This is a genomic window from Azospirillum sp. A1-3 (assembly GCF_023806445.1).
Lineage (GTDB): Bacteria > Pseudomonadota > Alphaproteobacteria > Azospirillales > Azospirillaceae > Azospirillum.
In genome coordinates this window covers 389510-403978 of sequence record NZ_JAMSLU010000005.1, presented here as the reverse complement: position 1 = coordinate 403978, position 14469 = coordinate 389510, and the positions used below count along the sequence as shown (strand labels likewise).

The following is a 14469-nucleotide window of genomic DNA, read 5'->3' as shown; positions in this document are numbered from 1 at the left end:
AGCGGTCACGGTCCTTCAATGATGAGGATTTGGTGCCATGCGCAATTCCGCCTATTCGAAAGCCCTGAACGCCTACGCCGTCGCCAACAGCGCGGTGCCGCCGCTGATGGCGGTGGTGCGGCTGTACGAGCGGGCGATGACCCATCTGTATGCCGCCCGCGACGCCGCCGCGGATCGCCGGTTCGAAGCGCACCACACTGCGATCCGAAATGCGGTCATGGTGTTCGCAGGCCTTGATTCCATTCTGATTTTCGACAAAAATCAGGAAGTCGCGCTGACGCTTCGGCGGTTCTACCACCGGCTGATCGTGCAGGCGGGCGCCGCCGCCAGCCGGAAGGATCCGGTTGCGGCCTGCGACTCGCTCATCCGCCAGACGGCCTTCATGCTGAAGGCTTGGCAGGCCATCGCCGCAGAACGCGGCGGGTCATCCACTGTCGTCGGTGCGCCGGCCAAAGGGCCGCATGCATCCGTCGTCGGGAGAACGATGGATCATGCAAATGGCGGACTCTCGGCTTGACCTTCCGCGGGAGGATTCCAGCGTCGGGCGCTCCATGTCCGGGGACCTGAGCCGGGGTCCCGCCTCCGGTGTCATCATCCCCACGGACGAGGACGGCGACGAAGCGCTGATGGCGCAAATCCGCGCCGGCAGCCAGACGGCTTACCGGCGGCTGGTGAATCGCCACCTGAAACGAACCTACGCGCTGGCCCGCCGCCTGACCGGCAACGAGGCGGAGGCCGAGGATGTCGTGCAGGACGCCTTCCTCCAGGTCTGGCAGCGCCGCACCCAATGGAGCGACGACGGCGGCGCCCGGTTCACGACGTGGCTCTACCGCGTGGTGGTGAACCGCTGCATCGACCACAAGCGCCGGCCGGTCGGCCAGGATCTGGAAACCGTGGCGGAGCCGTCGGACAGCGCCCCCGACGCGGTCAGCACCATCCACCGCCGGCAGGTCGCAGCGCGCCTTTTGGATGCCCAGAACAAGCTGACCCCGCAGCAGCGCGCCGCCGTGACGCTGTTTTATTACGAGAATTTAAGCAACGCCGACATCGCCGCCGTTATGCAAATCAGCGTCGGTGCTGTAGAGTCGCTTTTGAAACGCGCGCGCCAGCAGCTCCGGCTGCTGCTGCGCGCCAGTGCGCAGGCGGCCAGGGATTCCTTCGATGACGGATGAGGAGTTTCGCGATCGGCTCGATCGCTTCGGGGGCGACCTCGCCCTCTGGCCGGCCGATGCGGCCAGGGACGCGCGACGCCTTCTTCTGCGTTCGGTCAAGGCGCAGGCGATGCTGGACGAGATGGTGATGATGGAACTGGCGCTCGGGCAATCGGAAGACCGCCCGCCCCCGGACCTTGCCGACCGCATCTTCGCGTCCGCCTTCCGCCTGCCGCCGTCCGACCGGACCTTCGACGAGGATGCCGATCAGCCGCCGCGGCTGATGTAGGCCGGTCAGCCCCCCGCCACCCGCCGCAGCTCCATCGCGATCCGCTCCAGCGCCTGTTCAAGCCCCTGTCCGCCCAGCGGCTGGAACAGCCGCATCGACGGGTACCAGGGCCGGCCGGCGGTGCCAAGCTGCGTCCAGTCGCGGTGACCGAAGCGCCAGACCGGCACCCCCAGCGCACCCGCCAGCTCCGCCACCGAATTCGCCGGCGCGATGACAAGATCGAGCGCCGACACCAGTGCCGCCGTTTTCTCGAAATCGTCGCGCAGGTCCAGCCCGGTCCAGCCATAGATCGGCCGCCCGAATTGGCGCTCCGCCGCCAGGATCTCGCGCTGGCAGTCGTCATACTGCAGTTTCACGAAGGTGACGCCGGGCACCGCGAAAACCGGACCCCAGGCATCCAGCGGCAGATAGGCGCTGCGGCGGTCTGCGGTCATCACCTGACTGCGCCAGCTGATGCCGACCCGCAGGTCGTCGCCCGCACCATCCAGCCGCTCGCGCCAATCGGCGACGCGGCTGCCGTCGGCGAACAGCCAGCAGGACCGCGCCGGAAAGGTCGACAGCCGCTCGCGCAGCAGGCGCGGGACCGAGCCAGCCGGGATGTGATAGTCGCAATCGACCGTCTCCGCCTCCATCAGCCCGCAGGGCGGCTGTTCGGCACGCACCATCGCTTTCGGGAAGGAGCGGGCGAACAGCGGCACCAGCCGGCGTTCGCATTCGATCACCACCCGTCCGGCCATCCTGATCAGGTCGGGATAGCAGGAGGCGAACAGAAACTCGTCCCCCACCCCCTGCTCGCGCCAGACGAACAGGCGCTTGCCGTCCAGCGGCTCGCCCGTCCATTCGGGGATGGTGAAGCGCCGCTCCGGCCGCACGCGCCCGGCCTTGAAGCGGAAGGCGTAGTCGGCCCAGCCGGCGCTCAGCGCGCCGCGTTCCAGCGACAGCAGGCCGCGGTTGAAGCGGGCCAGCGCATGGCCGGGCGCCGCGGCGACGGCGCGCTCGAACCAGCGGCCGGCGTCGACGCGCCCCTGCCGTTGCTCCGCCAGCCCCAGGGTACAGAGCGGGTCGGCCAGCGACGGCGTCAGCGCCAACGCCTTGCGGCAGGCGACGTCGGCCTCGACGGGGCTCTGGGCACCGTTCAGCGCATAGGCCAGCACGGCGTGCAGCGGCGCATGGCCGGGCATCAGCCGGATGGCACGGCGCACCTGCACCACCGCGGGCCCAAAGGCTTCGCGGTCCGGCAGGTCGGCGCCGAGATTCCCCAGCGCATCGGCGAAGGCGGGATGCAGCGCCAGCGCGCGTTTCCAGCAATGCTCCGCCTCCGCCCGCCGCCCCTGGGCCTTGCAGGCGTTGCCCAGATTGTTCCAGGCCTCCGCCCGGCCAGACTCGCGGGCAATGGCGCGACGCTGCCACCGCTCGGCACCGCCAAGGTCGCCGAGCGCCGAGTCCGCCAGCCCCAGGTTGACGAGCGCCGGAACATGGCACGGGTCGAGCACCAGCGCGGTGCGGAACCGCGACCGCGCCTCCTGATGGCGGCCCTGCGCATGCAGCAGCAAGCCCAGATTGTTGCGGGTCTCGGCATGGCCGGGCTCGCGGCGCAAAGCCTCGACATAGGCACCTTCAGCCTCGCCGAACCGGCCCAGCCCCTGAAGCGTGGCGCCCAGATTGGCCCAGACTGATCCATTGTCGGCACCCAACCCGATGGCGTCACGATAGGCGGCGGCAGCCTCCGCCATCGCCCCCCAACGGCGCAGCGCGTTGGCCAGCACGACGCGGGTGGCGCCATCTTGCGGCCGCAGCTTTGCCGCCAGCCGGTAGCAGCCGATGGCGGGACCGGCCTGCCGCAGGTCCTCCAGCGCGCGGCCCATGCCGAGCCGCGGTTCGGCCGCGCTCGGCACCAGACGTGACGCAGTGCGGAAGCAGCGCAGCGCCACGACCGGCCGCCCCTGCCGCCCGGCGATGGAGCCCAGCAGGCACAGCGCGGCGGCATCGTCGGGATTGACGGCAAGAGCCCGGCGGGCGCTGGCGAGCGCGGCAGCCACCCGCCCCTCCTCCATCAGCGCCTGTCCGAGCGCCAGATGGTAGGAGCCGACCAGCGCATTGGACCGCGCCGCGGTGTCGAACAGCCGGGTGGCGTCGGTCCTGCGCCCGTCCTGATAGGCGATGTGGCCCAGCAGATGGGCGGCATCGCCATGGGTCGGGTCGATCCGCAGGATCTCGCGGCAAAACCGCTCCGCCCGTTCGCTCTGTCCGGCATTGTGATGCTGGACCGCAAGACGCAGCAATCCGTCGGTACGCCGTGTCGCGTTCCCGTCCATAGTCGTCGCCATTCCGTCAATGAACCCGTCGGCGGCATCGGGCCGCGCTTGTTCGTTGTACGGCGGCGCAGCCGAACTCCTGCGCCGGTCGGCGGCGGGCGGTCCCCACCATCACGCGGGGTCACGGAAGGGCTTCGGGCGTTCCGGCCGAAATAGACCGTTTCGGTTCCGGTATAAGTTGGGCAGGATTGAAACAGGATTTTGTCCGAACAAGAGGAACAGGCAATGGACGGGATGGCGACGGGAATGGACAGGCTGACGGCGGACATGACGGAATGGCGGCGCGATCTGCACGCCCATCCGGAAACCGCCTTCGAGGAACAGCGGACCAGCGACTTCGTGGCGGAAAAGCTGGCCTCCTTCGGGCTGGAGGTCCATCGCGGCCTCGCCAAGACCGGGCTGGTCGGGATCCTGCGCAACGGCGAGGGTCCGATGGTCGGCTTCCGCGCCGACATGGATGCGCTGCACATCCACGAGGAAACCAACCTGCCCCACAGCTCGCGCAATCCGGGGCGCATGCATGCCTGCGGGCATGACGGCCATACGGCGATGCTGCTGGGTGCGGCCCGCCACCTGACCGAGAATCCCAACCTCTTCCAGGGCACCATCGTCTTCATCTTCCAGCCGGCCGAGGAGAATGAAGGCGGCGGTCGCGTGATGGTGGAGGAAGGGCTGTTCGACCGTTTCCCGGTGGAAAAGGTTTTCGGCATGCACAATTGGCCGGGGCTGGAGGTCGGCCGCATCGCGCTGCGCCCCGGCCCGCTGATGGCCGCCTACGACATCTTCGAGCTGACCCTGACCGGCAAGGGCACCCACGCCGGCATGCCGCATATGGGAACGGACACGATCATGGTCGGCAGCCAGATCGTGGGGGCCTGGCAGACCATCGCCGCCCGCAGCGTCCATCCCATCGATTCGGCCGTCGTCAGCGTCACCCAATTCCACGCCGGCGATACGTGGAATGTCCTGCCGGCCACGGCCGTTCTCCGCGGCACGGTGCGGACCTTCCGGCCGGAGGTTCAGGACTTGGTTCAGCGCCGCATGGGCGAGGTCGCAACCGCCATTGCCGGCGGGTTCGGCGTCGAGGCCAGCCTGCGCTACGAACGGCGCTATCCCCCCACCACCAACAGCGTCAAGGAAACCGAACTGGCGCGGCAAGCGGCTGCGCGCGTCGTCGGGGAAGACGCCCTCGATCTGGATCCGATGCCCAGCATGGGGGCGGAGGATTTCTCCTTCATGCTGCAGAAGCGGCCGGGCTGCTACATCTGGGTCGGCGCGGGTCCGTCCGACCAGGGGCGCAATCTGCACAGCCCGCATTATGACTTCAACGACGCGGTGTTGCCGATCGGCGCCAGCTATTGGGTGCGGCTGGCCGAGACCGTGCTGCCGAAGGCCGGGTGATCTGCCTCTTGTGCAATTCCCACAGATTTCCCAGCGTGACGCATGGCATAAGAATGTTTTTGCGAGAAAATCTTGGGAATTGCGCACGTGTGCCTTTTGTCTCATAGTTTGTCTGGAAACGAAGGGACCTGAACCAGCAACGGATCGGTCCTGACGGATTTTGGCCTAATGGGGCAGGCGGACGTGGCAGACCAAGCGCAGGACATTCCAGGTCAGGGCGGGATTTGGCGACGCCCGGACTCGCTATGGGAGGCCACAGCCCCGCCTCCTCCGGACCTGCCGATGTTGCAAGGCAACGTGCAGGCCGATGTGCTGGTGATCGGCGGCGGCTTCACCGGCCTGTCGGCCGCCCTGCACGCGGCGGAGGCCGGCAAGCACGCGGTGGTGCTGGAGGCATCCGAACTCGGCCGGGGCGCTTCGGGACGCAACAACGGGCAGGTCATTCCGACCCTGACCCGTCCCGATCCCGCCGACCTCGTCGCCCGTTTCGGCGGCGAGGCCGGGGAGCGCTTCGTCGGCCTGATCCGCGACAGCGCCTCCACCCTGTTCGATCTGGTGCGCCGTCTCGGCATCGACTGCGCGGCGGAGCAGACCGGCTGGGTCCAGCCGGTGCATTCGCCGGGCCGCATCAAGATCGCCGAGCGCCGCGCCGCCCAATGGGGCCGGTACGGTGCCGACGTGGAGTTGCTGGACCGCGCCGCGGTCTCCGCCCTTCTCGGCACCGACGCCTATTACGGCGGCTGGATGAACCGGACCGGCGGGCACATCAACCCGCTGGCGCTGGTGCGCGGGCTTGCCGCCAAGGCCGTCGAGGCCGGGGCGGCGGTCTACGTCAACTCCCCGGCACTGTCGGTGGAACGGCGCGGCGACATGTGGGTCGCCCGCACCCCGCAGGGATTGGTGACCGCCGACGCGCTGGTGCTGGGCACCAACGGCTATGCCGCCGCCGTCTTCCATGATGTCCGGACGGAGGTGGTGCCGGTGCTGTCCTGGCAGATGGCGACCGCGCCGTTGGGCGACAATATCCGCAAAACCATCCTGCCGGGCCGTCAGGCGATGTCGGACACCCATGGCGATCTGCGTTTCATGCGCTACACCGCCGACAACCGGCTGGTGACCGGCGGCGCGCTGCTGATCCCGGTGAACGGGGCGGAACGGCTGAAGCGCATCGTCGGCGACCGTCTGGCGGGGATGTTCCCGGCGCTGAGCGGCGTCACCTTCGATTACGTGTGGAATGGGCGAATCGCCATGACCACCGATTACTTTCCCCGCGTCCACCGGCTGGGGCCGAACGGCTTCGGCTGGGCCGGGTGCAACGGGCGCGGCGTGGCGCTGTCGATCTCGCTCGGTCGGGAACTGGCGCGGGCCGCGATCGGCCAGGATCCGAAGGACCTCGCCCTGCCCTTCACCCCGCCGACCCCCCTGCCCTTCAATGCCCTGCTGCAACGCGTCGGACCGCTGAAGATCCTGCAATACCGCTGGAACGACGCCCGCGAAATCTAATCAAGGAGACGGCCGGCATGTCGGATACCCCCGATTACCCCACCCTTCTGCGCAACGCCTATGCGATGCGCGCGGCGTCCTACGCCCATATGTTCGACGTGCTGCGCGAGCGGTTCGGCACCGAAACGGCGCTGGAGGTCGGCCAGGAAGCCACCCGCCGTCTCGGCGAGGCGATGGGCGCAAAGTATGCCGGCCATGGTCCGGACGACCTGACCGGCCTCTGCCATGCCTTCCTCGACGGCATTCCCAACCGCGACAGCATGTTCGCGCCCGAGATCAAGCGGTGCGACGGCGAGGCGCTGGAAATCCATTTCCACCGCTGCCCGCTGAAGGAGGCCTGGCAGGCCCAGGGCCGCTCCGACACCGATCTGGAACTGCTCTGCAAGATGGCCGGCGCCATCGACGGCGGGCTGTTCGAAGCGGCCGGCTTCGTCTTCAAGGGCGAAACCTGGAAGCCGGGCGACGAGGGCTGTTGCCGGCTGAAAGTCCTGCCGGGCGCCAAAGCCGCCGAATAAGTCCACGCGCTGCAAAGCATAAGAAGCCAAACGGAAGAAGAGGGTGTCCCCGCCATGAAACTCCGCCTCCTCACGCTCACGACGCTTGCCGCTGCCGGGATCGCCGGTTCGGCCTTCGCCGCCGACACGGTCAAGCTCGGCTACCAGCTGCCGCTGACCGGCGACACCGCGCAGTACGGCCAGGATTTTCGCAAGGCCGCCGAGATCGCGCTGACCGAGTTCAACGCCGCCGGCAAGCCGTTCAAGGTCGAGATCGTTTTCGAGGACAGCCGGTCCGACGCCAAGGAAGGCACCAACATCGCCCGCAAGTTCGTGGACGACAAGGAGATCGTCGGCGTCCTTGGCGACTTCACCTCGGGCGTGTCGATGGCCGCGGCGCAGGTCTACAAGGAGGCCGGCATGCCTCAGCTGTCGCAGACCGCCTCGCACCCCGACTACACCAAGATCTCCAAGTACCAGTTCCGCAACATCGCCACCCAGGCGCAGGAAGGCCCCTACAACGCCAAATGGATGGCGTCCAAGGGCCTCAAGAACGTCGCGGTGATCGCCGAGCAGACCGATTGGGGCCAGTCGGTGGTCAGCGGCTTCTCCGACGCGGTGAAGGCCGACGGCGGAAAGGTCGTCTTTTCGGAGTTCTTCAACCGCGGCCTGAAGGATTACCGCTCGCTGATCAGCAAGCTGGAGCGTGCTAAGCCCGATGCGATCTACACCGGCTTCTTCTATGAGGACGGGGCACAGTTCCTGAAGCAGTTGCACCAGCTCGGCGTCAAGACGCCGGTCTATTCGACCTCGGCTGCCTACAGCCCGAAGCTGATCGAACTGGCCGGCGAGGCGGCGGAGGGCATGCACCTGACCTCCAATTTCCTGCCGACCGACCCGTCGCCGAACGTCCAGCATTTCGTCGAGGAATGGAAGAAGCGCTCGGACGGCGCCGTCCCCGGCCAGTTCCCGGCCCAGGCCTATGACGCGGTGCGCATCATGCTGGCGGCGGTGGAAAAGGCCTCGCCCAACCCGACCCGCGAGAAGGTGCGCGACGCGCTGGCCCAGACCAAGGACTTCCCCGGCGTGACCGGCAAGACCAGCTTCAGCGCCGACCGCGAGGCCGAGAAGGAGTTGGTGAAGGTCGAGGTCAAGGGCGGCGCCTTCGTTCCGGTCAAAGACTAAGGACCCCGGTACCCGATCTCCAGCGCCCCGATCTCTAGCGACAGAGCCCGCATGTTCGATCCCTACTATCTCCAGCAGCTCGCCATCGGCCTGTCGCTGGGCATGACCTATGCGCTGATGGCGATCGGCTTCACGCTGATCTTCGGCGTGTTGAACGTCGTCAACTTCGCCCATGGCGAGATCTACACGCTGGGCGCTTTCGCCGGCCTCGTGCTGATCTCGGCCACGGCGCCGCCCATCGTGGCGGTGATCCTGGGCGCGTTGGCGATCGGGGCGCTGGCCGGCTTCTCGCTGGAGCGGCTGGCCTTCAAGCCGTTCCGCCGCTTCACCGACGAGGCTTCGCTGAAGTCGCGGGCGATGCGGGAGTCGACGCTGCTCTCCTCGCTGGCGGTGTCCATCGTGGTGCGCGAGGCGCTGGAGATCGTCTTCGGATCGCAGATGCGCTCCATCCCCTTCGAGTATCTGATCAACACGCCGGTGCGCGTCGGCCCGGTGATCCTGGTGACCGGCGATTTCATCATCTTCGGCGTCGCCGCCGCCATGCTGATCGGCCTGCAGTATCTGCTGACCCGCACCCGCGTCGGGCTGGCGATCCGCGCGGTGTCCAACAACCCGCTGGGCGCCAAATATGTCGGCATCGACACCGACCGCACCATTATCACCACCTTCGTCGTCGGGTCGATGATGGGGGCGGCGGCCGGCATCCTGATGGGGCTCTATTACGGCGCGGTCTTCCCCGCCATGGGCTTCACGCCCGGCATCAAGGCCTTCGTCGCCATGGTGATGGGCGGGCTGTCCTCCATCCCCGGTGCCGTGATCTGCGCGCTGATCCTCGGCATTTCGGAAAGCATGGCGACGACCTTCGTCTCGTCGGGCTGGTCGGACATGGTGGCCTACGGCTTCCTGATCCTGACCCTGATCTTCTTCCCCAACGGCTTGTTCGGAGCGCGCCGTGAACGCGTTTGAGACTGTCGCGCCCGCCGATCACGCCGGCCGCCGGGGCTGGCTGGTTCCGGCGCTGATCCTGCTGCTGGTCTTCGCCGCCCTGCCGGCGCTGCTGGCCGGCTTCGACCGCGGCTATTTCTACCAGATCGCCAATCTGGCGCTGATCTTCGTCCTGCTCTCGGCCTCCATGCATCTGGTGACGGGGGTGGCGGGGCTGCTGCATCTGGGACATGCCGCCTTCTACGGCGTCGGCGCCTATACGGCGGCGCTGCTGACCTCCAAGCTGGGGTTGGGCTTCACCGTCACACTGCCGCTGTCCGGTCTGGTGGCGGCGCTGGTCGCCTTCCTGGTGGCGCTGCCGACGATGCGGCTGGTCAGCATCTATTTCGCCGTGGCGACGCTCGCCATCGGCCAGATGCTGTATCTGGTCATGCTGAACTGGGTGGACTTCACCAAGGGACCCAACGGCATCATCGTCACCAAAGGCTTCGAGCTGTTCGGGTTCAGCCTGTCCGGCCGTCTCGCCACCTACTACACCGTCGCGGCGGTGGTGACGCTGTCGGTCGTCGCGATCAGCCGGCTCAGCCATTCCTATTACGGCAACGCGCTGCGCTCGATCCGCGAGGACGACCAGTGCGCCGACGCCATGGGCGTCAGCACCGTGCGGCTGAAGATGGAGGCCTTCACCCTGTCGGCCTTCTTCGCCGGGGTCGCGGGCAGCCTGTGGGCGCACATGACCGGCTACATCTCGCCGGGTGACTTCAAATTCTCGGAATCGATCCTGATCCTGGCGATGGTGGTGGTCGGCGGCCTCGGCAGCCTGCCGGGGGCGATCATCGGCGCGCTGCTGCTGATCCTGCTGCCGGAGGGCCTGCGGGCCTTGGGCGATTTCCGCAACATCATGGTCGGGCTGGTGATGTTCCTCTCCATCCTGCTGCTGCCCAAGGGTCTGCTGGGTGAGGTGTCCGCCCTGCGGCTGGTGCGCAGGCAGCTGGGTGCGGCGTGGCGCAACAGCGGCGACGGTGAACGGAAGGGCGAAGGGATCGGCTGGCGATGACCCATCTTCTTGAAATCCGCAACGTCAGCCGCCGGTTCGGCGGCGTGCAGGCGGTCGGCGACGTGACCGCCCATGTCGACGAGGGCGAACTGGTCGGCCTGATCGGACCGAACGGTGCCGGCAAGACCACGCTGTTCAACCTGATTTCCGGCTTCACCCCGCTGTCGAGCGGCACCGTCGCCTTCGCCGGAAGGACCATCAGCGGCCTTAAGCCCAATCAGGTGGCGCGGCTGGGCATCAGCCGCACCTTCCAGAACCTGCGCATCTTCCCCAACATGTCGGTCTTCGACAATGTGTCGGTCGGCGCGGTGGGCGCGCTGCCGCAGGGGGCGTTCGGCGCCCTGTTCGGCCCCTTTTCCAGGGGCGGCAGAGCCCACTCCGCCGAGATCAGCCACCGCACCTGGGAGGCGCTGGAGGCGGTCGGCCTGACCCATGTCGCGGCGGAGCTGGCGGCCAACCTGCCCTACGGCCAGCGCAAATATCTGGAGATCGCCCGTGCGCTCGCCATGCGGCCGCGCTTCCTGATCCTGGACGAGCCGGCCGCCGGGCTGAACGACACCGAAACGCGCGATCTGGCCGCCTTCATCAAGCGGCTGCACGGGCAGGGCCTGACGGTCATGCTGGTCGAACATGACATGACGCTGGTGATGGGCATCTGCCAGCGCATCCTGGTGCTGGCCTCCGGCCGCAAGATCGCCGACGGTACGCCCGACGCGATCCGCAATGACGCGGCCGTCCTCGAAGCCTATCTTGGGGTGGATGAATGACTGCGCCTCTGCTCTCGATCGCGGACCTGCATGTCGCCATGGGGCCGCAGGAGATCCTGCACGGCGTCCGCCTGGAGGTGCCGGAGGGCGCCATCGTCGCCGTGCTCGGCTCCAACGGCGTCGGCAAGACCACCCTGATGCGCACCGTGTCGGGCATCTATCGGGCCCGCCAAGGCAGCATCACCTTCCGCGGCCAGCCGATCACCAACATGCCGGCCCACCGCATCGTCCAACTCGGCCTGTCGCAGGCGCCGGAAGGGCGGCAGATCTTCTCCAACATGAATGTCCGCGAGAATCTGGTGCTCGGCGGCGGCGACGTCGGGCTGGGCGAGTTGGACCGCGTGCTGGCGATGTTCCCGATCTTGAGCGAGCGGCTGCGCCAGAATGCCGGATCGCTGTCCGGCGGCGAACAACAGATGCTGTGCATCGCCCGCGCCCTGATGCGAAAGCCGACTCTGCTTCTGCTCGACGAGCCCTCTCTTGGGCTGGCGCCGAAGATCGTCGCGCAGATCTTCGATCTGATCGGCCGCATCCGGGCAGAGGGGGTGTCGATCCTGCTGGTCGAGCAGAACGCCCGCGCCGCCCTGCGCATCGCCGACCACGCCGCGGTTCTGGAGGATGGCCGCATCGTGCTGGCCGGTCCGGCCGCCCAGCTGCGGGACGACCCGCGCATCGCCGAGGCCTATCTCGGCGGCCATGCCCATTGAAAGCCACTTGAACGCCCATTGTGGCGCCACCTGACGGAAGGAAGCCTGCCATGACCGAAACCAAGGCGACCCAAACCCTGGGCATTCTGGAACGCCGCCGCATCGAGGCTGAAATCCTGAAGCCGGTCTATGAGGAGATGGTCGCCCGGCTGGGCGAGGCCACGGCACAGGAAATCCTGGGCGCCGCCATCACCAAGGCCGCCCTGGCTGCCGCCCAATCCTTCGCCGCGACCGAGCCGGAGGGAACCAGCCTGAAGAGCTTCGCCGATCTACAGCCGCTGTGGACCAAGGACGACGCCCTGCGGCTGGAGGTGAAGCGACAGGACGACACCCATTTCGACTACAACGTCACCCGCTGCCGCTACGCCGAGATGTACCGGGAGATGGGGCTGGGGTCGATCGGACACCTGCTGTCCTGCAACCGCGACGCCGCCTTCTGCACCGGCTACGATCCGCGCATCACGATGGAGCGCACGCAGACCATCATGCAGGGCGCCGACCATTGCGACTTCCGCTACCGCTTCGAGCCGAAGAGCGAATAGTCACCCGACGGACCGGGAGCGCCGGTGCCAGGATCGACCTGACACCAGCCGCCGACGCGCGACTATGGCGCTCCTTCAGGCCCTGTCCGGATTCGCCAGCAAAGACCGGGTAAGTGCAAGGCGGCCCAAGGACTGCTCGGCCAATTTCTGGGCTTCGTTGAGCAGGGTCTCCTCGGTCGCATGCTCGGCTGCGGCGAGGTAGGTGTCGAGGATTTCCTCGGCGTCCTGGATCGACAGGCGCACGGCCTTCTCCGCGGTCAGCGAGCCCGGACGAAGCAGTCCGGCAGCCCGAGCGCCCTCGGCGGCATCGCTTCCCGGAACATTGGGTGCGGCCCCACCGGCGTGACCACGGGCCTTGTCGGCGAGCCGGCGCAGCACGGCCGCCGCCTCCACGGCACCGGAGGCCCCGACGGCCGCCGCGGCCGCATCGTTGACCTCGGCCGATGCGATCTCCATGGCCGCGGACAGCGCGAACAGTTCCTCCAACGTGTGCGGGTTGCGACGTCTCGGTTGCCGGGAGGCGTGGAAGGCTTCGCGGCGCCACCGGCGCAACAGGCTGACGTGCTCCAGCTCTTCTCGGGCCATCGACTCGGCGCGGCGGCGGACCTCTTCGTTCAGTGCCGACGCGGCGACGTAGGTGTAGAAGGCAAAGGCCCGCTCCTCATTGCGCACGGCAATCGCCAGGGCCTCGTAGGGGCCGAACACTTGGGCGCCCTCTGCCTGATCGAAGGTCTCCGGCATCCGCCAGGAAAACTGCACCGGCTGCGGTGCGCGCAGGCCATCGCGCTGAGCCCAGCGGGACAACTGGTCCTCATGCGTCTTTTCCAAGTCGGCCAGACGCCCGAAGAGGGTGGCGAGTTCCGATTTCCCCTGCCGAGCGACCATCGCGGCAAGCTGCTCATAGCGCAGAGCCGCCTCGTGCTCCATCCCGACGGCGACATCCATGAGTTCCTCCGCGGTGCCGATCGGCCGGAGAGGGAAGTCAGAATTGATCGGAGCGTCCATTGCGACCTCGCGTTCAGAAGGTTTGGCGGGCGCCTCAAGGGTGATGAAACAGCCCGGGCATCACCGGGATGCGCAGATCACCATCCAAGGGGGTTCCCCTGCCAATACAGTCTAGAACATTTTCGTCACCAGCACGCGGCCGAACGACGAATTCCACACCGGGGATCACGGAGTCACGGCAAGCCGAACGATACCGTCCTAGCGGACAAGGGCCTCGGCGGACGACCGGTCACGGCCGCCCCGGCGACAGCCTCTCCGCGCTGGCCTTCAGCGTGTCGATCATCACCTGCTGCGCCTCCTCCGTCGTGTCGGCCGGGACGACGAAGCAGATGGTGGCAATGCAGCGGCCGGCCGGATCGCGGACCGGCGCGGCGAGGCAGGTGGTGAAGCGGTCGACCAGCGCCGTGGTGCGGACATAGCCCTGGGTGCGGGCACGGCCGATGTCCTCCAGGAACTCGTCCTCGGCGATGCGGCGTCCGTCGGGCAGGACGAAATCGTCGGACGGGATGAAGCGCCGGATCTCGTCCGCATCCATGTGGTCGACCAGCAGCCGGCCGGATGCAGTCCAGGGGATCGGCACCTTGATGCCGATCTCGGAGCTGATGCGGAACATGCGCCGGCCCGGTTCATTCAGTACGACCAGATATTTGTCGCCGTCCAGCGTGCAGAACTGCGCCGTCTCCCCCACCGTCTCGGCGATGTGGGCGACCTCCACCCGCGCCTTGCGGATCAGGTCGACGCTGTCGAGATAATCGCTGCCGTAATAATGCATCGCCGGCCCGAAATAGACCGTGCCGTCGCCGTCGCGCAGTTCCAACCAGCGCGCCTCGACCAGCGTGTTGACCAACTCGTACATAGTGGAACGCGGGGTGCCGGTGTCGCGGGCGATGTCGGCGATGCGCGTCGGGGCGCGCCGGCTGTGCAGATGGTCCATCAACGCGATGACGCGGTCGATGCCGCGGGCGCGGCCCGTCGACTTCTCTTCTGTCTGCTTTTCCGCCCCCTGCTTTTCCAACACGCCGCCGCCCTTCATCCGATCCGCGCTCCTTGCCGTCCCACAACCGATTACCACGCGGATTTTCAGCTTGCCAGTGGTGTTTGTCCGATA

At 67.5% G+C, this 14469-nt stretch carries 15 protein-coding genes; 12 read left to right on the top strand and 3 right to left on the bottom strand.

What is annotated here, in order from left to right; all coding sequences use genetic code 11:
* Nucleotides 1-37: 37 nt before the first annotated feature.
* Genes M5E06_RS26430 through M5E06_RS26420 form a run of 3 tightly spaced genes read left to right on the top strand, consistent with a single transcriptional unit; the run spans nt 38 to nt 1440 of the window.
* Complete coding sequence (locus tag M5E06_RS26430; protein ID WP_252140765.1) at nt 38-517, top strand: flagellar protein FliS; 480 nt, start codon at nt 38-40, stop codon at nt 515-517.
* A gap of 34 nt (nt 518-551) precedes the next feature.
* Nucleotides 552-1172, top strand: coding sequence for an RNA polymerase sigma factor (locus M5E06_RS26425; protein ID WP_252140764.1), 621 nt, complete (start codon nt 552-554; stop codon nt 1170-1172).
* A complete protein-coding gene (locus M5E06_RS26420; protein ID WP_252140763.1) occupies nt 1162-1440 on the top strand; it encodes a hypothetical protein in 279 nt (92 codons plus the stop codon). The genes M5E06_RS26425 and M5E06_RS26420 overlap by 11 nt, the downstream gene beginning before the upstream one ends.
* A 5-nt stretch (nt 1441-1445) precedes the next feature.
* On the opposite strand, the gene M5E06_RS26415 is transcribed toward M5E06_RS26420, so the two are convergent.
* Nucleotides 1446-3767: a tetratricopeptide repeat protein gene (locus tag M5E06_RS26415; protein ID WP_252140762.1), complete on the bottom strand. Its 2322-nt coding sequence runs from the start codon at nt 3765-3767 to the stop codon at nt 1446-1448.
* A gap of 234 nt (nt 3768-4001) precedes the next feature.
* Between M5E06_RS26415 and M5E06_RS26410 the strand changes: the two genes are divergently transcribed.
* The 9 genes from M5E06_RS26410 (at nt 4002) to M5E06_RS26370 (ending at nt 12356) form a co-directional block, all read left to right on the top strand.
* A complete protein-coding gene (locus tag M5E06_RS26410; RefSeq protein WP_252140761.1) occupies nt 4002-5156 on the top strand; it encodes a M20 aminoacylase family protein in 1155 nt (384 codons plus the stop codon).
* A 282-nt stretch (nt 5157-5438) separates the two neighbouring features.
* On the top strand, nt 5439-6659 hold the full coding sequence (locus M5E06_RS26405) for an NAD(P)/FAD-dependent oxidoreductase (protein WP_252140760.1): 1221 nt from the start codon (nt 5439-5441) through the stop codon (nt 6657-6659).
* A 17-nt stretch (nt 6660-6676) separates the two neighbouring features.
* Complete coding sequence (locus M5E06_RS26400) at nt 6677-7174, top strand: L-2-amino-thiazoline-4-carboxylic acid hydrolase (protein WP_252140759.1); 498 nt, start codon at nt 6677-6679, stop codon at nt 7172-7174.
* Between the two features lie 54 nt (nt 7175-7228).
* Nucleotides 7229-8338 carry an ABC transporter substrate-binding protein gene (locus M5E06_RS26395; RefSeq protein WP_252140758.1) on the top strand — a complete coding sequence of 370 codons (1110 nt, stop codon included), beginning with the start codon at nt 7229-7231 and terminating at the stop codon, nt 8336-8338.
* Between the two features lie 51 nt (nt 8339-8389).
* Entirely contained in the window at nt 8390-9304 is a 915-nt protein-coding gene (locus M5E06_RS26390; protein ID WP_085082531.1) for a branched-chain amino acid ABC transporter permease, read from the top strand.
* The gene (locus tag M5E06_RS26385; protein WP_252140757.1) at nt 9291-10340 is read left to right on the top strand and encodes a branched-chain amino acid ABC transporter permease; all 1050 of its coding nucleotides are present in this window, start codon (nt 9291-9293) and stop codon (nt 10338-10340) included. Before M5E06_RS26390 ends, M5E06_RS26385 begins: the two co-directional genes overlap by 14 nt.
* Nucleotides 10337-11107, top strand: coding sequence for an ABC transporter ATP-binding protein (locus M5E06_RS26380; protein ID WP_252140756.1), 771 nt, complete (start codon nt 10337-10339; stop codon nt 11105-11107). Before M5E06_RS26385 ends, M5E06_RS26380 begins: the two co-directional genes overlap by 4 nt.
* The gene (locus M5E06_RS26375) at nt 11104-11814 is read left to right on the top strand and encodes an ABC transporter ATP-binding protein (RefSeq protein WP_199232052.1); all 711 of its coding nucleotides are present in this window, start codon (nt 11104-11106) and stop codon (nt 11812-11814) included. Before M5E06_RS26380 ends, M5E06_RS26375 begins: the two co-directional genes overlap by 4 nt.
* 50 nt (nt 11815-11864) lie before the next feature.
* Complete coding sequence (locus tag M5E06_RS26370) at nt 11865-12356, top strand: L-2-amino-thiazoline-4-carboxylic acid hydrolase (protein WP_252140755.1); 492 nt, start codon at nt 11865-11867, stop codon at nt 12354-12356.
* A 75-nt stretch (nt 12357-12431) separates the two neighbouring features.
* Here the strand turns inward: M5E06_RS26370 and M5E06_RS26365 are convergent, their stop codons facing one another.
* Both M5E06_RS26365 and M5E06_RS26360 read right to left on the bottom strand, forming a co-directional pair.
* Nucleotides 12432-13301: a ferritin-like domain-containing protein gene (locus M5E06_RS26365; protein ID WP_252140754.1), complete on the bottom strand. Its 870-nt coding sequence runs from the start codon at nt 13299-13301 to the stop codon at nt 12432-12434.
* 289 nt (nt 13302-13590) lie between these two features.
* A complete protein-coding gene (locus M5E06_RS26360; RefSeq protein ID WP_252140753.1) occupies nt 13591-14394 on the bottom strand; it encodes an IclR family transcriptional regulator in 804 nt (267 codons plus the stop codon).
* Nucleotides 14395-14469: the final 75 nt, after the last annotated feature.